Raw genomic sequence first — 25,381 nt, forward strand, 5'->3', positions numbered from 1 at the left:
GTTCCGAATGCCTTCAGGATTTCGATAAGATTTTAGCGGCCGGCCTTTTTTGGCAGCAGCAGCTCGTCGAGAATGACGCAACCGGCGCCGATGGTGATGAAACTGTCGGCGAGATTGAAAACCGCGAAGGACCAGCTCTCGGTGTAGAAAAGAATGTAATCGATCACATGTCCATAGGCGAAGCGGTCGACGAGGTTGCCGATCGCGCCTGCGATGATCAGCGCATAACCGAGATGAGCGATCCAGCGGTCCTTCGCCGTGCGGTGCCACAGCCAGATGACGAAGGCGACGATGACGAGCCGCATGCCGACGATGAACCAGCCGTCCATGCCAGACAGCATCGAAAAGGCGACGCCGAGATTGTAGGTGCGGTAGAGCGCCAGCATGGGAATAACCGGCACCGCCTCCTGCAGCGGCAGGTAATGATCAACGGTGATCTTGACGACCTGGTCGATGAGAACGGCGACGACGATGAAGAAGAGGATCGGTGCCGGCCGCGAAAACAGCGCGGGGTGTGCATGCGTCTGTTCGGTCATTTGCCCTCGGCAAGTGAGAGGAGATGGCGGCGCGCCTCGAAAAGCATGACGGCGGTAGCGACGGCGAGGTTCAGCGAATCGGCGCGGCCCTGCTGCGGAATGCGGGCAAGCGCGTCGGCCTCCCTGGCCAACTGCTCGGGCAGGCCGGATTGTTCGTTGCCCATCAACAGCACGACCGGCTTTTTCCGGTAGTCGATCGTCCGGTAATCGACCGCGCCGGCAAGATGCGTCGCGACGACGGAAACGCCGGCCGATTTCCGCCAGGCGATGAATTCCTCCGGTGTCGCCCGCGCGACCGGAACGGCAAAGACCGAGCCCATGGTGGCCCGCACGGTTTCGAGCGAAAAGGGGTCGGTCGTTTCTCCTAGAAGAATGATGCCGGAAGCGCCGGCCGCATCGGCCGTGCGGATGATGGTGCCGAGATTGCCGGGGTCACGCACCCGGTCGAGCGCCACCCATGTCTCGCCCTCCCTTGGCCGGATACCCTTGAGCGGTGTCCAGCGCTGCTCGAAGATGCCGACGACCATTTGCGGATTGTCGCGGCGGGTGATCGAGGCGATCACTTTTTCGCTGACTTCGAGCACCAGCCCACCCGAGGCGACGGTCCTTGCCGCCATCTGCTCAACCAGCGGCTTGCCTTTGGCGGCCTTGGCATAGACCAGCGTGCGGATCGCCCAGCCGAGTTCGATCGCATCGATGACGAGCTTCAGCCCTTCGGCGAGGAAAGTGCCGCTTTCCTCGCGCGACTTCTTGTTCGTCAGCGCCTTGATGTCCTTGATGATCGGATTGGCAAGCGAGGTGACTTCCTTCACCTGTCCGACCCTGCGCGGCCCCTGATCGTGGAAGTCCTTGCTCATTTCGGCACCCAGCGGGAAAAGAGGGAGGTGGAAAGCGCGCGGCCTTGCGTCCTGCCGTCGGTGCCGGCTTCGCGAATCACCAGCTCGCCGGATTCGACCACGCCGCCGGCGCCGCGCATCGTCTCGCGCATCAACTCGTGGATCGAATAGAAGCTGGCGCGGATCGAATAGGCCGTCAGCACCAGGCCCACTGCCTTTGGCGACAGGATCTCGCGGCAGACATCGAGCATCAATGGCAGATGCTCGAAGAGGTGCCAGACTTCGCCATTGGGGCCGCGGCCGAATTTCGGCGGGTCGGTGAGAATGATATCGTACTGGCTGCCGCGGCGTTCTTCGCGCAGGATGAATTTCATCGCATCCTCGCAGATCCAGCGGATCGGCAGTTTCTCCATGCGCCCGAGCGCCTGGTTTTCCCTTGCCCAGCCGATCGCCTTCTTCGAGGCGTCGACATGGGTGACCTCGGCGCCGGCTGCGGCGGCGACAAGCGAGGCGACGCCGGTATAACCGAAGAGATTCAGCACCTTCAGCGGCCGGCCGGCCTTTTCGGCCTGCTCCTTCATCCAGCTCCAGTGGACGATCTGCTCGGGAAAGACGCCGACATGACGGAAGGAGGTGAAGCGACCGAGGAAATCGACGCCGAGCAGATTGAGCGGCCAGGTCTCGCCGAGCGCCTCTTTCGGGAAGCGCCAGCGGCCCGTGCCTTCCTCGTCGGTGTCGCCGGTGAAGACGGCATCGACCTTTTCCCAGACTTGGGGCGCCAGCGAAGGCCGCCACAGCGCTTGGGCCTCGGGGCGGATGATGCGGTAGGGGCCGTATTGCTCGAGCTTTTCGCCGTTGCCGCTGTCGATCAGGTGGAAGTCGCCGGCCCCGAGCGATTCGAGGATGACGGGCACGCGCTCCGTCGGACGCTCGCCGCTGCGTGTCATCAGCGGACGCACGACGGCGGCAGGCAAGGCAGCCTCGCGCGCCGCCTCACGGGTTGCCGCGGGCCGCGCGACCGGCTTTGGCGGCCGGCCTGCCCGATCGTCCCTGCGGCCTTCACCGGAAGGACCTGATGTTTTCTTCTGGCCCGGCCGGCCTTCTCTTTGTTTCAACGTGCTCTTCCGCATCTCTGTCGGGTGGCTTATCGGCTTTGCGTCCCACAGCGCCGTGCGTCTTTTGAGACGCGCAAAGGACGCTGCAGCACTTGAATTATGCAGTAGCGCAGAAAACCGTGCCGGATCAACTGCGCAGCCGACCTGGCCCGGGCAAACGACAGGGTCACCTGGCGCGGCGCCTATTTCAAGCCCTCGGAGGTCTGTGTGCGAAGCCAGCTTTCCGCCGCATAGAGGGCTGCGACATGCATCGATTGCATGATGACGGCGCCGGACTGCAGGTCGCTCAGGATGGCAGCGAGATCCGCAAACAGCAGGTCGACCTTCTCGCCGGGGTCGAATGCCGGTTCGCCGACCTTGCTCAGGCCGAGCGCCAGCCAGCTCGTCACCACATTGCTGTGGTTGGCGGCATTCGGATAGGAGGTGAGCAGCTTGACGAAGGTGGAGGCTTCATAGCCGGTCTCTTCCCGCAGCTCGCGCCGTGCCGCCGCCATTGCCGCATCGCCGGTCTTGCTATCGCCGGGTTCGACGCCGCCGGCGACGAGACCGGCCACGATCTCGCCGCGGCCGTGCCGGTATTCCCGCGTCAGCAGCACGCGCCCGTCAGGCATCAGCGGAATGACGTTGATCCAGTCAGGATAATCGAGCACATGGAATGGCGCGATGACGGTTCCATCGGCAGTGACGCAATCGTCGCTCCGGACCCGGATCCAGCGATCTTCATAGGTGATGCGGCTTGCCGTCACACTCCACGGCTTCAGTTCGTCGTTCATCGGCCCATCCCCTATGTGTGTCAAATATGTGCCAGGTCGGAGCCCGGCAGATAACATTCCGTCCCGCCTTGGCAAAGCGCTTTCCCGCTGGGATAAGATGAACCGATCGGAGATGGGGCTATCGAATGGATTTCACCGGCGAAGAACGCATCGCCGCGCCGCGGGACGTCGTCTGGGCAGCGCTCAACGATCCCGAGATCATGCGCGGTTGCATCCCAGGTTGTCAGAGCATCGAGCGGCTGTCGCCGAGCGCGTTCGAGGCGACGATCAAGGTCAAGTTCAGCCTGCTGTCTGCCACCTTTCATGGGCTGCTGACGCTTTCCAATGTGGATGCGCCGAAGAGCTACACGTTGTCGGCCGAAGGCAAAGGCGGTCTTGCCGGCTTCGCCAGGGGCAGCGCCGATGTCGTGCTCGAGGAAAGGGGTGCCGAGACCATACTGCAGTACCGGTCGAAGGCCGAACTCGGTGGCAGGCTCGCCCAGCTCGGTGCCCGCCTGCTCGATTCGACCTCGAAGAAGCTCGCCGAAGGGTTCTTTTCGGATTTCAATGCCGCTGTCGTCGCGAAGATGGCGGCCGGTTAGGCTTGGCGCGGGCTGAGGGTTTGTTTAAATCGACGTCATGACGTGGACCATCAGGCCGCCGCGGGCGGAAGATCAGGAAATGCTCGCGGAGATTTATCTTTCCGTGCGCCGCGAAACATTCGTCTGGGTCGACCCCGGCAAGTTCTACCGCGAGGATTTCGCCGCCCATACGAACGGCGAGACGGTCTTTGTCTGCGCGCATGAAAGCGGCAGCGTCGCCGGCTTCCTGTCGCTCTGGCCGGAGGACGATTTCATCCACATGCTCTATATCAGCCCTGAATTCCAGGGGCAGGGCGCTGGCACGGCGCTGCTGCACGCCCTGCCGGAATGGCCGCAACACCGGTACAGGCTGAAATGCCTGGTGAAGAACCGGCGGGCAAAGGCGTTCTACCTTTCCCACGGGTTCCAGGTGACCGGCAACGGCGCCTCGCCGGAGGGTGACTATGAGGAATTGAGTTTTTTTCCGGTTTGAGACGCCGCCAAAACTGGCCGTCGACATGCCAATCCGGCTTTACCGCGCCGGCAGCTGCCCGGCGATTTCCTCGGCACGGTTTTTGTGGCGGTCGGCCTCGCCTTGCCAGCGAATGGCTTCCTTGGCCTCGGTGCGGGCGCGTTTGCGGTGTTTGCCCTGGCTGAACCAGGTGGCGGCCGCACCGATCAGCATGCCTGTGATCAGCGCGATGAACAGGAAGACGAAGAAGGGCGCGGAAACTGCAAGCACTTGGTCTTCGGGCCGGAACGGATTGAAGGCGAGCGTGACGCTCTGCCGGTTGGCGACGCAAAAGACGATGAGGATGACGCCGAGCGGCAGCAGAATCAACAGGTTGACGATCTTCTTGGCCATTTGAGGTCTCCACGCGGCAGATTGCGCCGGTCTTTTTGCAGGGCGCGTTTCGTCCTTACTGCGCCGCGCATCTTTGTGAGAGGCGTAAAATACGATGCGTCGCCAGAATAGGAAAACGGCCCTCGAGTTCAAGTGCGGTTTTGCCGCAGGCGGCTAAAGCGCGTCGCAATCTTTCAGATTTGCTCCGCACGCTTTAGGTCTTTATGTCGATGCATGTCGTTATCGCAAATCCGCTGCACACTTTTGCGCGACATGCTTGAGCAACTGCTCAATCCTCTTCGTCGGCCTGGCCGGGATTGAGCCGCTCGCGCAGTTCCTTGCCGGTCTTGAAGAAGGGAACCCACTTCTCCTCGACGAAGACGGTATCGCCGGTCCGCGGGTTGCGGCCGGAGCGGGAAGGGCGGTTCTTGACCGAAAAGGCGCCAAAGCCGCGCAATTCGACACGGTTGCCCGCAGCCAGTGCATCCGTGATCTCGTCGAGAACCGCGTTGACGATATTCTCGACGTCGCGATGATAGAGATGCGGGTTGCGTGCCGCAACAATCTGCACCAATTCGGACTTGATCACATTCGCCCCCTTAAATTATTGATTTCTTATCAATCGTGGCCAACCTGCCAAACTGAAAGCAGCCCGTCAAGAAGCAACTTTGGGGGCAGGATTCCATTGATATCCTGGGTTTTCATGACATCATCATAACCGAAGATCGTAATCAACCGCGAAACAGCCCCAGCGAGCAGAAAGGGCGTATTGCTCTTCTTGTCCCAGTCCACCATCGGCAGTTCGCTGTCGACGCCGCGCGACTTCAGATAGGCGCGAATCTCAGCCTCGCCGCCAATTGCATCGACGAGTTTCACCTTCAGCGCCTGGCGGCCGGTATAGATCGTTCCGTCGGCCAGTTTCAGCACCTCGTCGCGCGGCAGCTTGCGCCGGTCGGCAACCAGGTCGACGAACCAGTTATAGCTGTCGACCACCATGCTGCGGATCATCGCCTTGGCCTCTTCGCTCGCCTCGTGGAAGGGCGAGGGCTCGGCCTTCAGCGGCGAAGACTTGATCTCCTGCAGCGAGACGCCGATCTTGTCGAGCAGCGGCTGGATCTGCGGATACTGGAAGATGACGCCGATCGAGCCGGTGATCGAGCTGTCGCCGGCAATGATCGTATCGCCGGCGGTGGCGATCATGTATCCGGCGGAGGCGGCAAGCGTGCGCACGTCGGAGACGACAGGCTTCTTGGCCGATATCGCACGGATCGCCTTGAAGATTTTTTCGCCGCCATAGGTCGTACCGCCGGGCGAGGAGATCGAAATCACCGCCGCCTTCACCTGATCGCTGGTCTCGACCTTCTTCAGCCGCTCCAGAAGCTCGTCGTCATCGACGATCAGCCCGGATATCGTCACATGGGCGATATGCGGGCGCTGCGTCCCGGCATCGCCGAGGGCAAAGTGGTAGAAGGCGAAACCAAGTGCCACGATGAGGGCCACCGCGAAGAGGCGCCAGAAGCCGAGCTTGCGGCGCAGCCGCCGGCGATCCGCGATGATCGAACTGTCCATGGAAACCTCCAGCGCTGGCACCGGCTTCGGCATGCCGCCGATCAATCCGGTGGAATAAGGTAGCAGCGGCCCGTACGAATGCCACTTTTGAATGTTTTTCCGTTGTGTTGCTTGTTGCAGAAAAAATTCCATATTGGCAAGCCAATGTAATAATGCGAAACGAACTGTGATTGGCGGCCCGCTTTGTTATTGAGGCGCGGCGATCACCGCACATGGACGAGGCCTATGCTCGATACCCTGAAGAACAACGGACATGCCGCCTATTCAGGGTCCGGCAGGAGCGCCTATGGCGACGCGTTGTTCCATTCCGCCCGCGTGCGGCGGCTGAAGATATTGCTGCCGGTGGCGGCCCTCACCATCGCGGCGAGCCTCACGGCGGTGGCGTTGGTCAGCATCTATCTGCCCGAGAATGTCAAGATGGAAGGCGCCAAGATCGAGAACGGCAAGGTCGTGATGGAAAAGCCGGCGATATCAGGACGCAATTCCGACGGCATCAACTATTCGATGCTGGCCGAAAGGGCCCTGCAGGATATCCGCAATCCCAATCTCATCACGCTCGAGACGATCAAGGCCGCCGTGCCGATGAATGACGGCCTGATCGCCCGCGTCGTCGCCTCGACCGCTGATTACAACCGCACCACCGACAACCTGCATATGACGGCCCCCTTCACCCTGGTGCTGAGCAGCGGCCTCAATGCGAATTTCCAGTCCGCGCAGCTCGACATCAAGGGCGGCAACATGCGGAGCGACGACCCCGTCACCATCACCAAGGACAATGCCTCCATTGTTGCGAAGACGCTTCAGATATCCGATAAGGGGCGGGTGATCACATTCGAGGGGAATGTTCGAATGAATGTCGATCCATCCACCATCCATAAACAGGGCACTTAACCAGCCGGGTCATCCATGACAAAAGATTGTCGCATTTCCACTTGCAAGACAGGCATGGCATTCGTTGCCGGCGCATTTGCCCTTATTCTGACGGCCTCGGGCGCGGGTGCGCAGTCGACCACGATGTCGGGCATGAAGCTTTCCAACGACCAGCCGATCCAGATCGAAAGCGACAAGCTTGAGATCCATGACCAGGAACACACCGCGCTTTTCACCGGCAAGGTCAAGGTCGTCCAGGGCACGACGACGATGCAGTCCGGCAAGATGACCGTCTATTACAAGGACAAGGCAGCAAAGCCGGCTGCTGATGGCGCGCAACCCGCCGCCCAGCCGGAGCAGTCGGCCTCGCTTGCATCGGGAAGTGCTGATATCGACAAGATCACGGTGACGGACAAGGTCTTCTTGACCTCTGGCACGCAGACGGCGACCGCCGATGACGGCAATTTCGACATGGCCTCGCAGACATTCATCCTCACGGCAGATGAGGGGAACAAGGTTATTCTGTCGGACGGGCCGAACGTCTTCACCGGCTGCAAACTGACGGTTCACATGCAGACTGGCCAGGCGGAGCTTGAAAGCTGCGGCGAGCGTGTCCAGATTCAGCTCGATCCGAAATCGAAGCCGAATACACCGCAGCAGAAGCAGAACTGAGAAGCCGGCCTCCCACGTGAAATTATCATCGCTATCCACCATGTTCGGCAAGCCCGGGCCACAAGCTGCGGGTGCCGCCGACAAGAGCCGCTATCAGGGAACGCTGATCGCACGCGGTCTGACGAAGACCTATGCGACGCGGCGCGTCGTCAACGGCGTTTCGCTGGTGGTGCGCCGTGGCGAGGCCGTTGGCCTGCTCGGCCCGAACGGCGCCGGCAAGACCACCTGTTTTTATATGATCACCGGCCTTGTGCCGGTGGATGAAGGCACGATCGAGATCGACGGCAACGACGTCACGACCATGCCTATGTACCGCCGGTCGCGCCTTGGCGTCGGCTACCTGCCGCAGGAAGCCTCGATCTTCCGCGGGCTGACGGTGGAACAGAATATCCGCGCCGTCCTCGAAGTGCATGTGAAGGACAAGGCCGAGCGCGAGCAGAAGCTGAACGAGCTGCTGGAGGAATTCCATATCCAGAAGCTGCGCAAGAGTGCCGCCGTCGCCCTTTCCGGCGGTGAGCGCCGCCGCCTCGAAATCGCGCGTGCGCTTGCGACCGACCCGACTTTCATGCTGCTCGACGAGCCCTTCGCCGGCGTCGACCCGATCTCGGTCGCCGACATCCAGAATCTCGTTCACCACCTGACGGCGCGCGGCATCGGCGTTCTCATCACCGACCACAATGTGCGCGAGACGCTGGGTCTCATCGACCGCGCCTACATCATCCATGCCGGTGAGGTGCTGACCCATGGCCGGGCGAACGACATCGTCAACAATCCGGAAGTGCGCCGGCTCTACCTCGGTGACAATTTCAGCCTCTGATACCGGGCCGCCCGCAGAAATTCACCTTGTCGGCATAGTTCCGCTTGACCAAATCCAATAAAAAAGCAATTTTTGGGCCAACTTGGATTTCCGTGGCCTGAAGCCTTGATCGGACGCGGATTCTCGGAGGAATTGAGGGGAGTTTCGCGTCCGTCATGGCACTGTCCGCCAATCTTTTCCTGCGCCAGACCCAATCCCTGGTGATGACACCGCAACTGATGCAATCCATCCAGTTGCTGCAGATGACGCATTTTGAACTCACCCAGTTCATCGCCCAGGAAGTCGAGAAGAACCCGCTGCTCGAATTTCCGTCGAATGACGGCGAGGGGGCCGGCGAACGCGGCGAATCCGAAGATGGAGAGTACGCTCATCAGCCGGAGGATGCCGGGTCGGATGACGGTTACGACAACCGGACCGAGGCGCTTTCCAGCGACTGGTATGACAATGGCGGCAGCGCCAGCACGAGCCGGCTGAACGACGAACTCGACGCCAATTACACCAATGTCTTTCCTGATGACGGTGCCCCGCAGCGCCTCGATGCGCCGGAGCTCGTCAGCCAGTGGAAGTCGATGTCGGGCAGCGGCGAGGGCGCCGACTACGATCTCGACGATTTCGTCGCCGGCCAGGTGTCGCTGCGCGATCATCTCGCCCAGCAGATCCCCTTCGTCCTGCCTGACATGGCCGACCGTCTGATCGCGCAGAATTTCGTCGATCAGCTCGACGACTGCGGTTATCTGCAGGCCGATATCGTCGAGGCGGGCGAGAGGCTGGGCACGAGCCTCGCACAGGCCGAGCGCGTGCTCGCCACCCTCCAGAGCCTTGATCCGCCAGGTGTTTTCGCCCGCAGCCTCGCCGAATGCCTGGCGATCCAGCTCAGGCAGAAGGACCGATACGACCCGGCCATGCAGGCTCTGGTCGAAAACCTCGAACTGCTCGCCCGGCGTGATTTTGCCACGCTGAAGCGGCTTTGCGGCGTCGACGAGGAGGATCTTCTCGACATGCTCGGCGAGATCCGTCAGCTCAATCCCAAGCCCGGCAGCGGCTTCGAAGCGGGTGTTTTCGAAGCGATCACGCCGGATGTAGTCGTCAGATCCGCCTCGGACGGCGGCTGGCTGGTCGAGCTCAATCCGGATACGCTGCCGCGCGTGCTGGTCAACCAGTCCTATTTTTCCCGTGTGACGAAGAACGGCGAGGACCACGCCTTCCTCTCCGATTGCCTGCAGAGCGCCAACTGGCTGACCCGCAGCCTCGACCAGCGGGCAAAAACCATCATGAAGGTGGCAAGCGAAATCGTCCGCCAGCAGGACGCCTTCCTGCTGCACGGCGTCGATCACCTGCGCCCGCTCAACCTGAAAACGGTCGCCGAAGCGATCAAGATGCATGAATCCACCGTCAGCCGCGTCACGTCGAACAAATATATGCTGACGCCGCGCGGCCTCTTCGAACTCAAATATTTCTTCACCGTCTCGATCAGCGCCGTCGCCGGCGGCGACAGCCATTCGGCCGAGGCCGTGCGTCACAAGATCCGCGCGCTGATCCTGCAGGAGAGCCCGGAGGCGGTGCTTTCCGACGACGATATCGTCGACATGCTGAAGAAGGGCGGCGTCGATCTCGCCCGCCGCACCGTTGCGAAATACAGGGAGGCAATGAACATCGCCTCTTCGGTCCAGCGCCGCCGCGAGAAGCGGGCGCTCGCCAAGGTCGCAGGCTTCTGACGCAGCAATGCTTCGACCTCGATCGAAGCATCCGGCCCGCAAATCCCGCTATTCCTCTCCGGCGCCCCAGCGTCTTTTCAGACGCGCAACGGCGCTGCAACCCTTTGAATTGTCTTCAACGAAATCGAAATGCCGACCATGACGCCGCAAAATCCGAACCTTGCCAGGGAGCTTTTCCTGCTGCTGGTGCTGGCGAGCCTCTGGGGTTCCTCCTATAGCTTCATCAAGATCGGCGTCGAGACGATCCCGCCGATAACGCTGATCGCCGCCCGCACGCTGATTGCCGGCGGTATTCTGCTGGCCGTCCTGCGCCACCGGCGTGTCCGTCTGCCGCGCGATCGTGCCACCTGGCGGCGGTTTTTCGTTCAGGCCTGTCTGAACAGCGTCGTCCCCTTCACGCTGATCGCCTGGGCGGAACAGTCCGTCGACGCTGGATTGGCGGTGATCCTGAATTCGGCAACGCCGATCTTCACCTTCCTGCTGGCCGTGCTGATCACCCGCCATGAGCAGGTGACGCTGCGAAGGCTTTTCGGCGTCATCGCCGGGCTTGTCGGCATCTGCCTCGTCATCGGCGTCGAAGCGCTCGACGGTCTCGGCGATAGCCTGATGGCGCAGCTTGCCATCATCCTGGCGACCATCTGTTATGCAGGTGCCGCGATTTTCAGCAAGAACTTCAAGGGGCTCGATCCCGCGGTGCCGGCGGCCGGCTCGTTGATTTCAGGCGCGGTCATTCTCCTGCCTGTGAGCCTCGTCGCCGATCGGCCATGGGAACTCGACCCGTCGGCGGCATCGATGCTGGCGCTGCTTGCCCTCTCCGCCTTTTCGACGGCCCTTGCCTTCACGATCTATTTCCGTCTCGTCCAGACGCTGGGTTCGGTCGGAACCACCTCGCAAGCCTATCTCAGAGTGCCGATCGGTGTTGCAATCGGCATCGTTTTCCTCGGCGAAAGGCTGAGCCAGACGGCCTGGATCGGACTCGTCTGCGTCATATCAGGTGTCGCAGCCATGACGATCCCCGCGAGGACGAGCGCAACGCAAGCGCGAGGCGCATAAAGTGGATGGGGTGGCAATCGGCGGCATAACTTTGCCAAGCAAGGTATCGACTACACGTTACCCGGGCGTCGGCGATGGTGATTCTCCGCCCTATTGACTTTTTGGTAGCCTCTGGCTAGAAGCCCGCCGCAATCGATGCCGCGAACGGCATCTGGAGTTATCCCCAGCATCAGAAGGGTACCAAGGACCCGCGGGCCTAAGCCGATCTTGCTTGAGATTGTGCGAAGTGCTTGGATGAACCTGAGGCTTGGCGTAAACTGATACCCGCAAACGACCATAAGAAGGGAAACTCCATGAGTGTGCGTGTATCCGGGAAACATATGGAAATTGGTGAATCCTTCCGTCAAAAGATCGAGGACCAAATTGGTATGGCCATCACGAAATACTTCGACGGGGGATATTCCGGCCAGGTGACCGTGGAAAAGGCGAGTTCTCGTTACTCGGCGGACTGCAAGCTGCATCTCGACAGCGGGGTGGTACTGCATGCGGCCGGCGAGGCGACCGACCCGCAGTTGGCTTTCGACGCCGCCTCCCAGCGGATCGAAAAACGGCTGCGGCGTTACAAGCGCAAACTGAAGGACCATCACGCCGGAAACCATCTGAATGGTTTTGCAGAGGTCTCCTACACGGTTATGGATTCCGTTCCTGATCACGATGATGAAATCGCCGACGATTTCGCTCCGGCGATCGTCGCTGAAAGTACGAAGCAGCTGAAGACCATGTCGGTCGCCACCGCCGTGATGGCGCTCGACATGACCGACGAGCCGCTTCTCCTGTTCCGCAGCCCCGGCAAGGAACATCTGAACATCGTTTACCGTCGGCACGACGGAAATATTGGCTGGATCGATTCAGCCAGTATCAAAGGCTGAGATCGGCGTGGTGAGCGGCGGTGTTGCCGCCGCTCCTTGCATTTGATTCCGGCGACAGAAGGAAAAAGAAATGGCATTGGCAGATTTGCTCCATCAGGATGCGATCATTCCCGCCCTCAGAGTAAATTCCAAGAAACAGTTGCTTCAGGAATTGGCTGCAAGAGCCGCCAGGATCACCGGGCTTTCCGAACGGGAGATCTTCGACGTTATCCTGCAGCGCGAACGCCTGGGCTCGACCGGCGTCGGCAACGGCATCGCCATTCCCCACGGCAAGCTGGGAAACATCCATTCGATCGTCGGTATCTTCGCCCGACTGGAGCAGCCGGTCGATTTCGAGGCGCTGGATGACCAGCCGGTCGATCTCGTGTTCCTGCTGCTTGCGCCGGAGGGCGCGGGTGCCGATCATCTCAAGGCTCTGTCGCGGATCGCCCGCGTGCTGCGCGATCACGATCTGGTCGCCAAGCTGCGCGCCACCGATTCCTCCCAGGCGATCTATGCCTTCCTCAACGAAGAGCAGGCGTCGAACGCTGCCTGACGCACGCCGCGCGATAACGCATCTATTCTCGAATGTAAAAAGCGCCTGATCTCTCAGGCGCTTTTTACATTATGAGGGGTTGGACGGTCAGAACTCTTCCCAGCTGTCTTGCGCCACGGCCGCGGACCCGCGCGACGGAACAACGGAGCGACGGACCGCCGGGGAGCGAGGCGAAGGGGCCGCGGCTGCCGGCGCCCGCATCTTTTGTGCGACCGAGGCAAGCGCTGCGGCGTTCCTCGAACCTGAGACATTGAAGCGGGTGGCGAGCTGCTTCAGCGTCTGTGCCTCGTCGTTGAGTGCGACGCTCGCAGCAGTCGCTTCCTCCACCATCGCCGCGTTCTGCTGCGTTACCTGGTCCATCTGGTTCATGGCCTGGTTGATTTCCTTCAAGCCGACAGCCTGTTCGCTGGCCGATGCCGAGATCTGCCGGATGAGGTCGTTGATGCCCATCACCTGTTCGGCGATCTTGTGCAGCGTGCCGCCGGCGCGCCCGACGAGATCGACGCCTTCCTTGACCTGGACGGCCGAGGTGTTGATCAGCGTCTTGATTTCCTTGGCGGCATTGGCCGAACGCTGCGCGAGTTCACGCACCTCCTGGGCGACGACGGCAAAACCCTTGCCGGCTTCCCCGGCACGCGCCGCCTCGACACCCGCATTCAGGGCGAGCAGATTGGTCTGGAAGGCGATCTCGTCGATGACGCCGATGATCCGCGAAACCTCCGTCGAAGATTGTTCGATCCCTCGCATCGAGGCAATCGCCTTCTGCACCACTTCGCCGGACTTTTCCGCATCCTGGCAGGCGAGGTTGACGTTGTCGGCTGCCGTACGCGCATTCTCGGCGCTGGAATCGACCTGCGCGGTGAGCTCGTTGAGCGCCGCCGCCGTCTCCTCCAGACTTGCTGCCTGCTGCTCGGTGCGCTTGGCGAGGTCGGAAGCGCTGTTACTGATTTCGCCGGTGCCGGAGCCGATGTTGGCGACGCTGAGGTTCATCCTGTTGATCGTCTCTTCGAGGCTCGCAAGGGCGGCGTTGAAATCCTGTTTCAGCTTGCCGTATTCGCCGGGGAATTCGTCGGTGATGCGGTGACTGAGATTGCCCTGCGACAGCGCGGAAAGGCCGGCGCCAACGATCGAGACGATATGGCGCTGCAGCGACACCGATTCCTGGCGTTCCGATTCCGAGCGGCTGCGCTCGGTCTCGGCGGCCTGCCGCTGGTCGGCGGCCTCGTTTTCGAGGCGGCGGCTGTCGGCGAGCGTGAAGCGGAAGCCTTCCAGCGCCTTGGCGACCGAACCGACTTCGTCGCTGCGGTCTTGGGCGGCGATTGGTTCGCCATATTGGCCGTCGCTCAGTGCCTTGACGCTGGCGACAAGGCCGCCGAGCGGCCGCTGCACGAAAGAGCGGACCGCGAAATAGAGCGCCAGCATGACGGCGCCAAGCACGATCAGCCCGTTGATGATCATCACGTAGGTCTGGTCTCGCACCGGCGCGTTGATTGCCGTGTGCGGCACGTCGACGAGCACGACCCAGGTGGCGTTGACGCCGGGGACCGCGAACGGATAGACGACACGATCGAAGGGATCGAGGCCGTCATAGGTGAGGTTCCTGACGAGACCGGGCTGCTTGCTCGACAGCGCCGTCTTGACGATGTCGGTGCCCTCGCCGTCGTATTCCTTGGTCATCAGGTCGGGGATCGGCGCGACGATCCAGTTGCCGGCCTGCGACAGCAGCGTGACGCGGCCCGAACCGAAAGGATGCAGCGCCTGCAGCTTGTCGGTCAGCGACTTCAGCGAAATATCGACACCGCCGACGCCGATCATCTTGCCGCCAGACATGACCGGATAGGCAATCGAGGTCAGCAGCGTCGGCACGTCCGTTCCCTCGGCCATATAGGGCGTCGTGATCGCGCCCTTGCCGCTGTCGGCGGCGAGCTTCCACCATGCGGCGGTATAATCATTGTCGAAGGTCGAATATTGGATGCCGCCGTCCTTGGTCTTCGACCAGTATGGCGTGAAGGCGCCGTTCTTGTTGGTGCCTTCGTCATTGTTGTTGGCGACCTCAGTGGTCTTGCCGTCAAGCGCGCCGAGTTGTTCGCAGAACCAGCTGCCGAAGGCGAAGGTGTTCTGCTCGAGATTGGCTTTCAGTACGTTGATCATGCCCTTGCGGTCGAGCGACTTGCCTTCATGGCCGCGGCCGATGACGCCCGACATGGTGCGAGCGGCGCTGGCGAGTTCGCCGACATTGGCGGCGATTTCATTGGCGATCGATTTCGCTTCGAGGTTGGCCTGATCCATCGTCAGCGTCTGGACGCGATCCCGGGTCTGGCCGATGAGGAAAAAATTCGAAACGATGAGAACAAGCGCGATGGCGATGCCGGTGATGACGATGAGTTTCGCGGCAAGCGATTTCATGCGAAAAATGAACATGGGGTCCTCGGGCAAGGATGCGCCGAACGGGCATTCTCCGGCGCAGGAGCGAAGGCTCGCCCCATCATGGGGCAGCCGCCTACAGCGCCGTGCGTCTTTTCGAGACGCGCAAAGGACGCTGTAGCACTTTGAATGGCTGCATAATTTCATCCTTAAATCGATTCCGATTTAAGGAATTATGCAGTCGACAGCTGGATTCCAAAAGCGCAGGGAACCGGCGGCCACGAGGAACATCGCCGGAAATCTCTTAAATTTGAATGAAACTCGATCGGTCGAGACAAGGAAAACCGCCGGAACGCCCTGAATTACAGGGCGTTTCGCCGGCGGTTTCGCAAAGAGACGCCCCTATATCCTGTCTGCGACTTCCTCGCTCAAGGGGATCGAAGGTTGCGCCCCGGCCTTGAGGCATGCGAGCGAACCGGCAACCGCCGCACGACGCAGCGCCGAGACAAAATCGAGGCCTTCGTCGAGGCTGGCAGCGAAATAGCCGCAGAATGTGTCTCCGGCGCCGACCGTATCGACAGGTTCGATCTTGAGACCCTGCGCTCGTGAAATCGCCCCGTCGCGGATGGCGATGACCCCGTCGGCACCGAGCGTCACGATCAGCGTCTGGCCCGTCTCCGCATGCAGGCGCGCAAGGGCTGCCTCGCGTGCTTGGGCGTCCATGCCCTCCTGTCCGGCAAGCCGCTCGAACTCGGTTTCGTTGGCAATGACGATATCGGCAAGTCGGCCGAGACGCGGCGCATCGGGGATCAGCGGCGCGAGGTTGAGGATGCTGGTGACGCCCTTGGCGCGGGCGGCCGACAGCGCACGTTCGACGGCAGCAGCTGGCACTTCGAGCTGCAGCATCAGGATATCGCCTTCGTTCATGCGGCCGATCGCCGTCTCGGCATCGGCAGGCGTGACCTGGCCATTGGCGCCGGGAACGACGGCAATCATGTTCTCGCCGTCGCCGCCGACAAGGATCAGCGCCGTGCCTGTCGGACCGTCGACATGGTTGATGAGGGAAAGGTCGGTGCCTGCATCATCGAGCAGGGCCAGCGCCTCCGCAGCGAAAGCATCCTTGCCGACGGCGCCGGCCATATGCACGTAGCGGCCGGCGCGCCGCGCTGCCAGCGCCTGGTTGGCGCCCTTGCCGCCGGCGGCCGTCGCAAAGCCGTTGCCGGCCACCGTCTCACCGGGCTTCGGCAGGCGCTCGGTCGTGGCGATGAGATCCATGTTGATGGACCCGAAAACTGTGATCATGAATGTGTCCCGTCTTCTAGAGCATGATGCCGAAAAGTGTGATCGGTTTTCGGCCGACATCATGCTCCTACTGTTTCATGCGGGCGAGACACTGCCCGAAGCGATCACTCCTCGTCAACCACCCGGAGCTTCAGAAGACCGGTGCGGCTTTCTACCGATTTGGCCGCGGCCTCGCCGTCGCGGGCGGGGGGTGCATCGCCGCCGCCCGCCTCAAATTCCAGCGCTTCGATCTTGGCGCCGCGTTTGGTCAGCTTGTCGGCCGACGTGACCACCATGTCGATATCCTTCTGCGCCATGGCGAAATGGCCTTGCAGCTTGCGCACCCGCTCGTCGAGGCGGCTGAGATCGTCCATCAGGATTGCCACCTCGCCCTGGATCAGATGCGCCTGCGCCCGCATGCGCTGATCCTTGAGCACGGCCTGGATGACCTGGATCGACAACATCAGCAGCGACGGCGAGACGATGACGATACGCGCGCGGTGCGCCTTCTGCACCACCGGCTCGAAGTGCTCGTGGATCTCGGCGAAGATCGATTCGGATGGCACGAAGAGAAAGGCCGTATCCTGCGTTTCCCCCTGGATCAGATATTTCTCGGAAATGTCTCGGATATGGATTTCCATATCGCGGCGGAACTGCTGGCCGGCGATCTTGCCTGCCTCGGGGCTGCCGGCGTCGCGGATCGCGTTCCAGGCTTCGAGCGGAAATTTCGCGTCGATCACCAGCGGCGGCGCGCCGTTCGGCATGCGGATCGTGCAGTCCGGCCGTGAACCGTTGGACAGCGTCTGCTGGAAGGCGTAGGCGCCCATCGGCAGACCGTCGGCAACAATCGTTTCCATCCTGGACTGGCCGAAGGCGCCGCGCGTCTGCTTGTTGGACAGAATGGCCTGCAGTCCGACGACATCCTTGGCGAGCGTCTGGATATTGTTCTGCGCGGCATCGATGACCGCCAGCCGCTCCTGCAGCCTTTGCAGGTTCTCATGCGTCGATTTCGTCTGCTCGGTGATCGTCGAGCTCATGCGCTGCGACATGCCGTCGAGGCGCTGGCTGATCGTCTGGTTGAGTTCGCTCTGCCGCGCGCCGAAGACCTCGGTCATCGCCGCGATGCGGCCCTGCATCTCGGCCTGGATCTTCAAAAGCTCGGCCATCCGCGCTTCGTTTTCCTCGGCACGAAAGCTCGCTTCCTCCGCCTGCTCGCGGCGAAGGCTGGCGCCGCGCAGCAGAAGCACGATCACTAGCAGGGCGAGGGCGGCGAGAACGCCGCCGGCAAGCGCCAGCATGGCCGGACTGATCGAGGCAAGGGAAAGGGCGAGCGATTCGGAATGGATGGTCATGCGGCAAGCATAACAGAAGAAACGGCGATATATAGATCAAAACGTGAACGGAATGGACGGCGTGCAATATCCTCGCACGCTATCGTTCTTCTCGCTCGGCGAGAAGAAATCGCCGTCCGATTTAACGATTGCTCAACCATATTGGCCAAAACCTGCGGCGCAGAAATTCCGTCCCGCGCCGCGCGCCAAGTACAGAGATCTCCATGACCGCCCAGCAGACCGACAATGCCCTCAGGCAGCGCCTCGATTTCATCGAACTGGATGAGGCGGCGCGCAAGTCGATGCGGGATCTGCGCCCTGTGATATCAGAGCTGATCGGCGGCGCCCTCGACAAATTCTACGCCAAGATCGCCAAGACCCCTGCTGTCGCCGGCTTCTTCGCCGATAAGAATCACGTCGGCCATGCCAAGAAGCGCCAGCAGGATCATTGGGCCAATCTTGCCGGCGGCGCGTTCGATGAGAGCTATGTCAACGGCGTGACCGCAGTCGGCCGCACCCACGCCCGCATCGGGCTGGAGCCGCGCTGGTATATCGGCGGTTACGCCATCGTCATGTCCGAGCTCGTCAAAGGCATCATGGAGAAGCAGTGGCCGTCGATCTTTGCGCGCCGAGAGGGCAAGGCATTGGCCGAGAAGCTGTCGGCCGTCATCAAATCAGGCATGCTCGACGTGGATTATTCCATCTCGGTCTATCTGGAAACGCTCGAAGCCAAGCGTCGCGCCTTGGAAGAAGAGCGCGCCCAGGCCGAATCCGACCAGGCGATCGCCCTGGAGCAACTGCGCCGCGGTCTGGAAGCGCTGTCGAAAGGCGATCTTGAAGCCACCCTGCCGTCCGACCTGCCGGGCAATTTCAGGCAGATGGCCGAGGATTACAACCGCGCCGTCAGGGCGCTAAGCCAGTCCTTCGCCTCCGTACGCGAGACCTCGGGCCATATCATGAGCGGCGCCGACGTTATATCCAATGCGACCAACGATCTGGCGCTACGAACCGCCCAGCAGGCGGCAGGCGTCGAGGAGAGCTCGGCCGCCCTGCAGCAGCTGTCCGTCAGCGTCGGCCAGACGGCCGCCAATGCCGAGAAGGCTTCGGCCGCGGTGCGCGAGACGCAAGAGAAGGCGAAGAACTCCGGTGAACTCGTCACCAGTGCTGTCTCGGCGATGGCCGGCATCGAGAAATCCTCGACCGGGATCTCCAAGATCATCGGCGTCATCGATGAGATCGCCTTCCAGACCAACCTGCTGGCGCTGAACGCTGGTGTCGAGGCGGCCCGCGCCGGTGATGCCGGCAAGGGTTTTGCCGTTGTCGCCCAGGAAGTGCGCCAGCTCGCCCAGCGGACCGCGGAAGCGGCCAAGGAGATCAAGAACCTGATCTCGCAGAGCTCGACCCAGGTCAACGAGGGCGTCGGCATCGTCTCCAGCACCGGTGAGGCGCTGAGCGATATGATCAGCCGCATCGATATCATCAACCGTTTCGTCGCCGATATCGCCGCGGCCGCCCGCGATCAGGCGACTGGCGTCAACGAGGTCAGCCTCGCCGTCCGCAACATGGGTGTGATCACCCAGCAGAATTCGGACATGGTCGAGCACTCCTCGGCAGAAACCCGCCGGCTCAAGGATGAGGTGGAGAGCCTGATTGAGCTGCTGCGGCGCTTCCGCGCCCGGCCGGAGGGACGTTCCGCCGGTGCTGCTCGACGGGCTGCTTGAGGCCAATATGGCGAAATTCCAGGCGGGGATGCAAAAAATCGTATTCCCCGCCTGCCGGATAATTCCATAGTCGGAAAAGATGGGTTATGGGAACGCCATGACCATCAAGCCACTCATCATTCTTCCCGATCCCGTTCTCCGCCAGCTGTCCAAGCCGATCGAGCGGGTGGATGCCGACCTCCAGCGTCTTGCCGACGATATGTTGGAAACGATGTACGACGCGCCGGGCATCGGCCTTGCCGCCATCCAGATCGGCGTGCCGCGCCGCATGCTCGTCATCGACATCTCGCGCGAGGGCGAGGAAAAGCAGCCGCAGGTCTTCATCAATCCGGAGATCCTGACATCCTCCGACGAGCGCTCCGTCTATGAGGAAGGCTGCCTTTCGATTCCAGACTATTATGCCGAGGTCGAACGCCCGGCCACCGTCTCGGTCAAGTATCTCGACCGCAACGGCAAGGAACAGACCGTGGAAGCCGACGGCCTGCTCGCCACCTGCCTGCAGCACGAGATCGACCACCTGAACGGTGTGCTCTTCATCGATCACATATCGCGGCTGAAGCGGGAGATGGTGATCAAGAAATTCACCAAGGCAGCGAAGTCCAAGGCGCTCTGACGCTGCGTTGAAAATTTGCCGGCGAGGCACTATGATATCACTGATATCATGACGGAGGTGCCGAATGGGTGATTTTCTGATCAGAAATATTTCCGAGGCAATGAAGCGAGACATTGCGGAATCGGCGCAGCGGAGCGGAAACAGCCTTTCTGACGAGGCCAAGGAGCTTTTGCGGGAAGCGCTGAAAAGAAAAACCGAAGCAAAGCCAGAGACTTCGTCGGCCTATGAAGCGATACGCGCCGCTTTCGTCGGCGAAAACGCGGTAGACGATGAATTCGCTGCAATCATGGACGAAATCGAGGCGGCGCGGAAAAACGATTTCGGCCGGCCGTTCGAGGATTTCGAATGATCGTTCTCGATACGAATGTGATTTCCGAGTTCGCCAGGCCATTGCCGAATGAAAACGTGAAGGCCTGGATACTGCGGCAGGATGGTTCGAGAATCTGGCTTTGCACGGTTGGCTTGATGGAGCAGATTTACGGAGCCGAAAGGGTTTTCTTGAAGACAGGATCGGACCGCTTCTCTCGCGCGATCGAGAATTTGGTGAAAGGCCAGTTTCGCGATCGTATCGCCGGCTGGGATTTGGAAACGGCCATGGCAACCGGTCGCTTGCGGGCGAAACGCGAGAACATGGGGCGGCCGATTTCGGTCCAGGATGCCATGATTGCCGCCATCTGCCTTGCAAACGGCGCGACGCTTGCGACCCGCAACACCCGAGATTTCGAAGGGCTTGATCTCAAGCTCGTAAACCCGTTTGAAGACGGTTGATCCTCAATTGGCGAGATAAAATGTCTCTTCGCATCATTTTCATGGGAACCCCGGAGTTCTCGGTTCCGACCCTGCGCCTGCTCGTCGATGCCGGCCACAGGATCGTTGCGGTCTATACGCAGCCGCCGCGGCCGGGCGGCCGGCGCGGGCTCGATCTGCAGAAATCGCCGGTGCACCAGACGGCCGAACTGCTCGGCCTGCCGGTCTTCACCCCGGTCAATTTCAAGGACCCCGAGGAGCGCGAGAGGTTTCGTGCTTTCAATGCCGATGTGGGCGTCGTCGTTGCCTACGGGCTGCTGCTGCCGGAAGCGATTTTGAACGGCACAAGGGATGGCTGTTACAACGGTCATGCCTCGCTGTTGCCGCGCTGGCGCGGTGCGGCACCGATCCAGCGGGCGATCATGGCCGGCGACGCAAAGACCGGCATGATGGTGATGAAGATGGACAAGGGTCTGGATACCGGCGCCGTCGCACTCACCCGCGAGGTCGAGATCGGCCCGAACATGACCGCTGGCGAGCTGCACGACCGGCTGATGCTGGTTGGCGCCAAGGCGATGGCGGAAGCTATGGTGAAACTCGAGATGAACGACCTGCCGCTGACGCCGCAGCCGGATGAGGGCGTGCTTTACGCCGCCAAGATCGACAAGGCCGAGACCCGCATCGATTTCGCCCGCGATGCGCGGGATGTGCACAATCACATCCGCGGCCTCGCGCCGTTTCCGGGGGCCTGGTTCGAGCTGGAGATCGGCGGTAAGTCGGAACGGGTAAAGGTGCTGGGGTCCGAACTGGCTGAAGGTCAGGGTGCGGCCGGGCAACTGCTGACGGACGATCTCGTGGTTGCCTGCGCTTCGGGTGCTGTGCGGCTGACCAGGCTGCAGAAGGCCGGCGGCAAGCCGCTGGCGGCGGCCGACTTCCTCAGGGGCACGCCGCTTGCGGCGGGCACGAGGCTTTCCTGATGCCGCGTTTCCGCATGACCGTCGAATATGACGGCGGCCCCTATGTCGGCTGGCAGCGGCAGGAGAACGGCCCCTCGGTGCAGGGCGCGATCGAGGCGGCGGTGCTGTCGCTGACCGGCGAGACGGTGTCGGTGCGCGGCGCCGGCCGCACCGATTCCGGCGTCCATGCCATGGGGCAGGTGATCCATGCCGATCTTTCGAAGGACTGGTCGCCCTACCAGCTGCAGAATGCCTTGAACGCGCATCTGAGGATTGCCGGCGAGCGTGTCTCCATTCTCGACGTCGAGGTGGCTCCCGAATTCTTTGATGCGCGCTTTTCGGCGCTACGGCGCCATTACCTCTATCGCATCGTCAGTCGCCGGGCGCCGCTGGCGCTTCAAGCCGGCAAGGCCTGGTGGGTGCCGAAGGTGCTCGATCACGAGGTCATGCACGCCGCCGCCCAGCGGCTGGTCGGCCGGCATGATTTTTCCACCTTCCGCGCCGCCCATTGCCAGGCAAACAGCCCGGTGCGCACGCTCGACCGGCTGGATGTGACGCGTAACGGCGAGCTGATCGAGATCCGCGCCACGGCGCAGAGTTTCCTCCACAACCAGATCCGTTCCTTCGCCGGCACGCTGAAGCTCGCCGGCGAAGGCAAATGGACGCCTGATGATGTCGAGGCAGCGCTTAAGGCGCGCGACCGCAAGGCCTGCGGCCCGGTGGCGCCGCCGGACGGGCTCTATTTCATGCAGGTGGATTATCCCGACGTGATTCCCGACCGCCGGAGGCCGGTCACCGTTGATGATGACGGTGCCGATGAAAGCGATGATCTGTCGGAGGCTTGATCAGGCAGGATAGATGCCGAGGAAGTGCTGCAGATATTCCGAAAGGATCATCGATGGCACGAGCAGCACCAGTGTCATCGCGCCGACCATCAGCGCATGACCGTGGCAGATCATCCGGAGAATGCGCGCCAGGACGAAGACCTGCGCCAGCATGAAGGCCAGCAGCAGCAGCGAGACGAGGCCGACGGCGCCGGGCAGGAAGAACACCAGCGCCAGCAGCAGCCCGTTGATATAGGAGAGCGGCACGCCGAGCCAGTTGACGCTGACGACGACCGGGGCGAAACGCTCTCCCATGCGAAAAGCAAGCAGCAGCAGCCCGGCAAAGACCAGCGGCACGAACCAGTTGGCGACCTCGACGAGGCCGAGCCTGAAATAGAAGGCAAAATCGACATCGGCTTCCGGCGGCATAGAGCGCAGGAAGGCCTGCCGCCACCAGAGCCAGGAAACGCCCATCGGCGGCAGGCACCAGGCCATCGCCCAGAACGAGCGGTTGACGCCGCGCTCGGACATGTCGAGGTAGCGGAAGCCGCGCGAATCCAGCCGGATCAGCAGCCAGAGGCCGGCCAGGTAATACTGAACCTCTCTAAAGCCCGGCATTGGCGAACCAGCGGGCGATGAAGGTTTCGTAGATCGCCGTCAGCGTCTCCAGATCGGCGACAGCGACGCGCTCGTCGACCATGTGCATCGTCTGGCCGACGAGGCCGAACTCGACGACCGGGCAGTAATCCTTGATGAAGCGCGCATCCGATGTGCCGCCGGTGGTCGAAAGCCGCGGAGATTGGCCGGAAATGCTTTCGACGGCCGATGACAGCGAGGCGATCAGCGCATTGTTGCGCGTCAGGAAGACATGGCTCGGCCGGTCGGCCCAGACGATATCGTATTTCACCGGGTCGCGGCCCGGCCGCAAGGCGCCATCCCGGGCGGCGGCGTCAAGACGGCGCAGGATTTCGGCCCGCAGCGTTTCGACGGTCCAGCTGTCGTTGAAGCGGATGTTGAAGCTCGCCGACGCCTTGGCCGGAATGACGTTGGTCGCCGGATTGCCGACATCGACCGTGGTCACTTCCAGGTTCGACGGCTGGAAATCGTCGGTGCCGCCGTCGAACGGCGGGTCCATCAGCGCGTGCGTCAGCTGCAGCATGCCGCGCACTGGATTGTCGGCGAGATGCGGATAGGCGGCATGGCCCTGCACGCCGTGCACGGTGATTTTACCCGACAGCGAGCCGCGGCGGCCGATCTTGATCATGTCGCCGAGCCTGTCCGGATTTGTGGGTTCGCCGACCAGGCAGGCATCCCAGCGCTCGCCGCGTTCGGCCGCCCATTGCAGCAGCTTGATCGTACCGTTGATCGCTGGACCTTCCTCGTCGCCGGTAATCAGGAAGGAAATCGAGCCCTTGGGTGGCCCGTTTTTCTCGACATGGCGGGCGACGCCGGCGACAAAACAGGCGATGCCGCCCTTCATGTCGACGGCGCCGCGGCCGAAAAGCTCGCCCTTGGAAATCTCGGCGGCAAACGGCGGATGCGTCCAAGCGGCTTCGTCGCCGACTGGCACGACATCGGTATGGCCGGCAAACATCAGATGCGGGCCGTCCTTGCCGAGACGGGCGTAGAGATTTTCGATCTCCGGTGTTCCCTCTTCGCTCGCCTTCACCCTGTCGACCGCAAAGCCGAGCGGCGCAAGCATCGCCTCCAGCGCCGTGAGCGCGCCGCCTTCGGCGGGCGTCACGGAGGGGCAACGAATCAGCATCTGAAGATTGGCGACGGGATCGGTAGCGGTCATAGCGGTCGAACTATCCGGCGGGAATGGCAAAGACATGGCAAGGCGGGGCCGCCTCGCGTAAAAAGACGCCGTCTGTTTGCCGGATCAATGTCCTGAAGTCATCAATCTCTGAGCAGCTCGTTGATGCCGGTCTTCGAGCGGGTTTTTTCATCGACGCGCTTGACGATGACGGCGCAGTAGAGATGCGGCGCCGGCTGGCCGTTGCCCATCGTTGCATTGCCCGACGGCATCGAGCCGGCGACGACGACGGAATAAGGCGGCACTTCGCCGTAGCTCACCTCGCCGGTGGCGCGGTCGACGATCTTGGTCGACTTGCCGATGAACACGCCCATGCCGAGCACCGAGCCTTCGCGGACGATACAGCCTTCGACCACCTCGGAACGGGCACCGATGAAGCAATTGTCCTCGATGATCGTCGGGCCGGCCTGCATCGGTTCCAACACGCCGCCAATGCCGACGCCGCCGGAGAGATGCACATGTTTGCCGATCTGCGCGCACGAGCCGACCGTCGCCCAGGTATCGACCATCGTGCCTTCGCCGACATAGGCGCCGAGATTGACGAAGGAGGGCATCAGGATGGCGTTCGGGGCGATATAGGCCGAGCGGCGCACGACGCAGTTCGGCACGGCGCGGAAGCCGGCGGCGCGGAAGTGGTTCTCGCCCCAGTTTTCGAATTTCGAAGGAACCTTGTCCCACCAGGTGGAATTGCCCGAGCCGCCCTTGACCACATCCATGTCGTTGAGGCGGAAGGAGAGCAGCACGGCCTTCTTCAGCCACTGATTGACCGTCCAGGCGCCGTCGGCGGAGCGTTCGGCGACACGGGCCTTGCCGGCATCGAGCAGATCAAGGGCTGATTCGACCGCTTCGCGAACCTCGCCCTTCGTCGACGTGTTCACATTGTCGCGATTGTCGAAGGCGGCTTCGATGATCTTTTCGAGGGATGCGAGGTCGGTGGCGCTCATGAGAATTCCTTAAACTTCGA

The 25,381-nt window shown here is 61.9% G+C and carries 28 protein-coding genes; 15 read left to right on the top strand and 13 right to left on the bottom strand.

Features of this window, described 5'->3' with window-relative positions; translation table 11 throughout:
* Positions 1–32: 32 nt before the first annotated feature.
* The 4 genes from lspA to N2A41_RS00210 form a co-directional block, all read right to left on the bottom strand.
* Positions 33–536, bottom strand: a complete 504-nt coding sequence (gene lspA / locus N2A41_RS00195; protein WP_017966747.1) for a signal peptidase II — start codon at positions 534–536, stop codon at positions 33–35.
* A complete protein-coding gene (locus N2A41_RS00200) occupies positions 533–1,393 on the bottom strand; it encodes a TrmH family RNA methyltransferase (protein ID WP_017966748.1) in 861 nt (286 codons plus the stop codon). Before N2A41_RS00200 ends, lspA begins: the two co-directional genes overlap by 4 nt.
* Positions 1,390–2,487 carry a class I SAM-dependent methyltransferase gene (locus N2A41_RS00205; RefSeq protein ID WP_260109937.1) on the bottom strand — a complete coding sequence of 366 codons (1,098 nt, stop codon included), beginning with the start codon at positions 2,485–2,487 and terminating at the stop codon, positions 1,390–1,392. Before N2A41_RS00205 ends, N2A41_RS00200 begins: the two co-directional genes overlap by 4 nt.
* Positions 2,488–2,669: 182 nt before the next feature.
* Positions 2,670–3,317, bottom strand: a complete 648-nt coding sequence (locus N2A41_RS00210; protein ID WP_260109938.1) for an NUDIX hydrolase — start codon at positions 3,315–3,317, stop codon at positions 2,670–2,672.
* A gap of 68 nt (positions 3,318–3,385) precedes the next feature.
* On the opposite strand from N2A41_RS00210, the gene N2A41_RS00215 reads away from it, so the two are divergent.
* Complete coding sequence (locus N2A41_RS00215; protein ID WP_260057166.1) at positions 3,386–3,841, top strand: SRPBCC family protein; 456 nt, start codon at positions 3,386–3,388, stop codon at positions 3,839–3,841.
* Positions 3,842–3,878: 37 nt separating this feature from the next.
* Positions 3,879–4,313 carry a GNAT family N-acetyltransferase gene (locus N2A41_RS00220; RefSeq protein ID WP_017966751.1) on the top strand — a complete coding sequence of 145 codons (435 nt, stop codon included), beginning with the start codon at positions 3,879–3,881 and terminating at the stop codon, positions 4,311–4,313.
* A 39-nt stretch (positions 4,314–4,352) separates the two neighbouring features.
* On the opposite strand, the gene N2A41_RS00225 is transcribed toward N2A41_RS00220, so the two are convergent.
* The 3 genes from N2A41_RS00225 to sppA all read right to left on the bottom strand — a co-directional run bounded on the left by N2A41_RS00225 (position 4,353) and on the right by sppA (position 6,233).
* Positions 4,353–4,685 carry a LapA family protein gene (locus N2A41_RS00225; protein WP_017966752.1) on the bottom strand — a complete coding sequence of 111 codons (333 nt, stop codon included), beginning with the start codon at positions 4,683–4,685 and terminating at the stop codon, positions 4,353–4,355.
* A 268-nt stretch (positions 4,686–4,953) separates the two neighbouring features.
* Entirely contained in the window at positions 4,954–5,253 is a 300-nt protein-coding gene (locus N2A41_RS00230; RefSeq protein WP_003544934.1) for an integration host factor subunit beta, read from the bottom strand.
* A 29-nt stretch (positions 5,254–5,282) separates the two neighbouring features.
* A complete protein-coding gene (gene sppA / locus N2A41_RS00235) occupies positions 5,283–6,233 on the bottom strand; it encodes a signal peptide peptidase SppA (RefSeq protein WP_170257397.1) in 951 nt (316 codons plus the stop codon).
* A 225-nt stretch (positions 6,234–6,458) separates the two neighbouring features.
* Here sppA and lptC point away from each other — a divergent pair, with 225 nt between their 5' ends.
* The 7 genes from lptC to ptsN all read left to right on the top strand — a co-directional run bounded on the left by lptC (position 6,459) and on the right by ptsN (position 12,764).
* Positions 6,459–7,124, top strand: coding sequence for an LPS export ABC transporter periplasmic protein LptC (gene lptC, locus N2A41_RS00240; RefSeq protein ID WP_017966754.1), 666 nt, complete (start codon positions 6,459–6,461; stop codon positions 7,122–7,124).
* A gap of 15 nt (positions 7,125–7,139) precedes the next feature.
* Positions 7,140–7,775 carry an LptA/OstA family protein gene (locus tag N2A41_RS00245; protein WP_222387262.1) on the top strand — a complete coding sequence of 212 codons (636 nt, stop codon included), beginning with the start codon at positions 7,140–7,142 and terminating at the stop codon, positions 7,773–7,775.
* A gap of 40 nt (positions 7,776–7,815) precedes the next feature.
* On the top strand, positions 7,816–8,592 hold the full coding sequence (lptB, locus tag N2A41_RS00250; RefSeq protein WP_020486179.1) for an LPS export ABC transporter ATP-binding protein: 777 nt from the start codon (positions 7,816–7,818) through the stop codon (positions 8,590–8,592).
* Between the two features lie 155 nt (positions 8,593–8,747).
* A complete protein-coding gene (rpoN, locus tag N2A41_RS00255; protein WP_260109939.1) occupies positions 8,748–10,307 on the top strand; it encodes an RNA polymerase factor sigma-54 in 1,560 nt (519 codons plus the stop codon).
* A gap of 129 nt (positions 10,308–10,436) precedes the next feature.
* A complete protein-coding gene (locus N2A41_RS00260; RefSeq protein ID WP_222386613.1) occupies positions 10,437–11,360 on the top strand; it encodes a DMT family transporter in 924 nt (307 codons plus the stop codon).
* A gap of 293 nt (positions 11,361–11,653) precedes the next feature.
* Positions 11,654–12,229, top strand: coding sequence for a ribosome hibernation-promoting factor, HPF/YfiA family (gene hpf, locus N2A41_RS00265; protein WP_017958734.1), 576 nt, complete (start codon positions 11,654–11,656; stop codon positions 12,227–12,229).
* Positions 12,230–12,299: 70 nt separating this feature from the next.
* Positions 12,300–12,764, top strand: coding sequence for a PTS IIA-like nitrogen regulatory protein PtsN (gene ptsN / locus N2A41_RS00270; protein WP_017966761.1), 465 nt, complete (start codon positions 12,300–12,302; stop codon positions 12,762–12,764).
* 87 nt (positions 12,765–12,851) lie between these two features.
* Here ptsN and N2A41_RS00275 read toward each other — a convergent pair whose 3' ends face one another.
* The 3 genes from N2A41_RS00275 to N2A41_RS00285 form a co-directional block, all read right to left on the bottom strand.
* The gene (locus N2A41_RS00275) at positions 12,852–15,185 is read right to left on the bottom strand and encodes a methyl-accepting chemotaxis protein (protein ID WP_260109940.1); all 2,334 of its coding nucleotides are present in this window, start codon (positions 15,183–15,185) and stop codon (positions 12,852–12,854) included.
* A gap of 345 nt (positions 15,186–15,530) precedes the next feature.
* The gene (locus N2A41_RS00280; RefSeq protein ID WP_017966763.1) at positions 15,531–16,430 is read right to left on the bottom strand and encodes a ribokinase; all 900 of its coding nucleotides are present in this window, start codon (positions 16,428–16,430) and stop codon (positions 15,531–15,533) included.
* A 104-nt stretch (positions 16,431–16,534) separates the two neighbouring features.
* Complete coding sequence (locus N2A41_RS00285) at positions 16,535–17,761, bottom strand: DNA recombination protein RmuC (RefSeq protein WP_222386616.1); 1,227 nt, start codon at positions 17,759–17,761, stop codon at positions 16,535–16,537.
* Between the two features lie 203 nt (positions 17,762–17,964).
* On the opposite strand from N2A41_RS00285, the gene N2A41_RS00290 reads away from it, so the two are divergent.
* From N2A41_RS00290 to truA, 6 genes are all read left to right on the top strand, one after another.
* Complete coding sequence (locus tag N2A41_RS00290) at positions 17,965–19,461, top strand: globin-coupled sensor protein (protein WP_260109941.1); 1,497 nt, start codon at positions 17,965–17,967, stop codon at positions 19,459–19,461.
* Positions 19,462–19,558: 97 nt separating this feature from the next.
* The gene (def, locus tag N2A41_RS00295; protein ID WP_222292507.1) at positions 19,559–20,074 is read left to right on the top strand and encodes a peptide deformylase; all 516 of its coding nucleotides are present in this window, start codon (positions 19,559–19,561) and stop codon (positions 20,072–20,074) included.
* A 64-nt stretch (positions 20,075–20,138) separates the two neighbouring features.
* Positions 20,139–20,423 carry a FitA-like ribbon-helix-helix domain-containing protein gene (locus N2A41_RS00300; protein ID WP_162115387.1) on the top strand — a complete coding sequence of 95 codons (285 nt, stop codon included), beginning with the start codon at positions 20,139–20,141 and terminating at the stop codon, positions 20,421–20,423.
* Positions 20,420–20,842, top strand: a complete 423-nt coding sequence (locus tag N2A41_RS00305; RefSeq protein WP_170257405.1) for a type II toxin-antitoxin system VapC family toxin — start codon at positions 20,420–20,422, stop codon at positions 20,840–20,842. The genes N2A41_RS00300 and N2A41_RS00305 overlap by 4 nt, the downstream gene beginning before the upstream one ends.
* Before the next feature lie 20 nt (positions 20,843–20,862).
* A complete protein-coding gene (gene fmt / locus N2A41_RS00310) occupies positions 20,863–21,798 on the top strand; it encodes a methionyl-tRNA formyltransferase (RefSeq protein ID WP_260109942.1) in 936 nt (311 codons plus the stop codon).
* Positions 21,798–22,622 (top strand): tRNA pseudouridine(38-40) synthase TruA, encoded by an 825-nt coding sequence (gene truA, locus N2A41_RS00315; protein ID WP_260109943.1) that lies wholly within the window; start codon positions 21,798–21,800, stop codon positions 22,620–22,622. Before fmt ends, truA begins: the two co-directional genes overlap by 1 nt.
* On the opposite strand, the gene N2A41_RS00320 is transcribed toward truA, so the two are convergent.
* The 3 genes from N2A41_RS00320 to dapD form a co-directional block, all read right to left on the bottom strand.
* Positions 22,623–23,219: a hypothetical protein gene (locus N2A41_RS00320; RefSeq protein ID WP_260109944.1), complete on the bottom strand. Its 597-nt coding sequence runs from the start codon at positions 23,217–23,219 to the stop codon at positions 22,623–22,625. It abuts the gene before it with no gap.
* Positions 23,206–24,399 (bottom strand): succinyl-diaminopimelate desuccinylase, encoded by a 1,194-nt coding sequence (dapE, locus tag N2A41_RS00325; RefSeq protein ID WP_260109945.1) that lies wholly within the window; start codon positions 24,397–24,399, stop codon positions 23,206–23,208. Before dapE ends, N2A41_RS00320 begins: the two co-directional genes overlap by 14 nt.
* A 101-nt stretch (positions 24,400–24,500) precedes the next feature.
* Positions 24,501–25,361, bottom strand: coding sequence for a 2,3,4,5-tetrahydropyridine-2,6-dicarboxylate N-succinyltransferase (gene dapD, locus N2A41_RS00330; protein WP_260109946.1), 861 nt, complete (start codon positions 25,359–25,361; stop codon positions 24,501–24,503).
* Positions 25,362–25,381: the final 20 nt, after the last annotated feature.

Origin of the sequence: Rhizobium sp. SRDI969 (assembly GCF_025152725.1) — a bacterium.
Lineage (GTDB): Bacteria > Pseudomonadota > Alphaproteobacteria > Rhizobiales > Rhizobiaceae > Rhizobium > Rhizobium leguminosarum_I.

Bases quoted from the DNA above. Each gene is read 5' to 3' on its own strand.
- lspA (WP_017966747.1), bottom strand. From the start codon at position 536: ATGACCGAACAGACGCATGCACACCCCGCGCTGTTTTCGCGGCCGGCA.
- def (WP_222292507.1), top strand. From the start codon at position 19,559: ATGACCATCAAGCCACTCATCATTCTTCCCGATCCCGTTCTCCGCCAG.
- lptB (WP_020486179.1), top strand. From the start codon at position 7,816: ATGTTCGGCAAGCCCGGGCCACAAGCTGCGGGTGCCGCCGACAAGAGC.
- N2A41_RS00225 (WP_017966752.1), bottom strand. From the start codon at position 4,685: ATGGCCAAGAAGATCGTCAACCTGTTGATTCTGCTGCCGCTCGGCGTC.
- N2A41_RS00320 (WP_260109944.1), bottom strand. From the start codon at position 23,219: ATGCCGGGCTTTAGAGAGGTTCAGTATTACCTGGCCGGCCTCTGGCTG.
- N2A41_RS00285 (WP_222386616.1), bottom strand. From the start codon at position 17,761: ATGACCATCCATTCCGAATCGCTCGCCCTTTCCCTTGCCTCGATCAGT.
- N2A41_RS00260 (WP_222386613.1), top strand. From the start codon at position 10,437: ATGCCGACCATGACGCCGCAAAATCCGAACCTTGCCAGGGAGCTTTTC.
- dapE (WP_260109945.1), bottom strand. From the start codon at position 24,399: ATGACCGCTACCGATCCCGTCGCCAATCTTCAGATGCTGATTCGTTGC.
- hpf (WP_017958734.1), top strand. From the start codon at position 11,654: ATGAGTGTGCGTGTATCCGGGAAACATATGGAAATTGGTGAATCCTTC.
- N2A41_RS00245 (WP_222387262.1), top strand. From the start codon at position 7,140: ATGACAAAAGATTGTCGCATTTCCACTTGCAAGACAGGCATGGCATTC.
- N2A41_RS00300 (WP_162115387.1), top strand. From the start codon at position 20,139: ATGGGTGATTTTCTGATCAGAAATATTTCCGAGGCAATGAAGCGAGAC.
- fmt (WP_260109942.1), top strand. From the start codon at position 20,863: ATGTCTCTTCGCATCATTTTCATGGGAACCCCGGAGTTCTCGGTTCCG.
- rpoN (WP_260109939.1), top strand. From the start codon at position 8,748: ATGGCACTGTCCGCCAATCTTTTCCTGCGCCAGACCCAATCCCTGGTG.
- N2A41_RS00200 (WP_017966748.1), bottom strand. From the start codon at position 1,393: ATGAGCAAGGACTTCCACGATCAGGGGCCGCGCAGGGTCGGACAGGTG.
- N2A41_RS00305 (WP_170257405.1), top strand. From the start codon at position 20,420: ATGATCGTTCTCGATACGAATGTGATTTCCGAGTTCGCCAGGCCATTG.
- N2A41_RS00290 (WP_260109941.1), top strand. From the start codon at position 17,965: ATGACCGCCCAGCAGACCGACAATGCCCTCAGGCAGCGCCTCGATTTC.
- N2A41_RS00280 (WP_017966763.1), bottom strand. From the start codon at position 16,430: ATGATCACAGTTTTCGGGTCCATCAACATGGATCTCATCGCCACGACC.
- N2A41_RS00215 (WP_260057166.1), top strand. From the start codon at position 3,386: ATGGATTTCACCGGCGAAGAACGCATCGCCGCGCCGCGGGACGTCGTC.
- dapD (WP_260109946.1), bottom strand. From the start codon at position 25,361: ATGAGCGCCACCGACCTCGCATCCCTCGAAAAGATCATCGAAGCCGCC.
- sppA (WP_170257397.1), bottom strand. From the start codon at position 6,233: ATGGACAGTTCGATCATCGCGGATCGCCGGCGGCTGCGCCGCAAGCTC.
- N2A41_RS00220 (WP_017966751.1), top strand. From the start codon at position 3,879: ATGACGTGGACCATCAGGCCGCCGCGGGCGGAAGATCAGGAAATGCTC.
- N2A41_RS00275 (WP_260109940.1), bottom strand. From the start codon at position 15,185: ATGTTCATTTTTCGCATGAAATCGCTTGCCGCGAAACTCATCGTCATC.
- N2A41_RS00210 (WP_260109938.1), bottom strand. From the start codon at position 3,317: ATGTTATCTGCCGGGCTCCGACCTGGCACATATTTGACACACATAGGG.
- lptC (WP_017966754.1), top strand. From the start codon at position 6,459: ATGCTCGATACCCTGAAGAACAACGGACATGCCGCCTATTCAGGGTCC.
- ptsN (WP_017966761.1), top strand. From the start codon at position 12,300: ATGGCATTGGCAGATTTGCTCCATCAGGATGCGATCATTCCCGCCCTC.
- truA (WP_260109943.1), top strand. From the start codon at position 21,798: ATGCCGCGTTTCCGCATGACCGTCGAATATGACGGCGGCCCCTATGTC.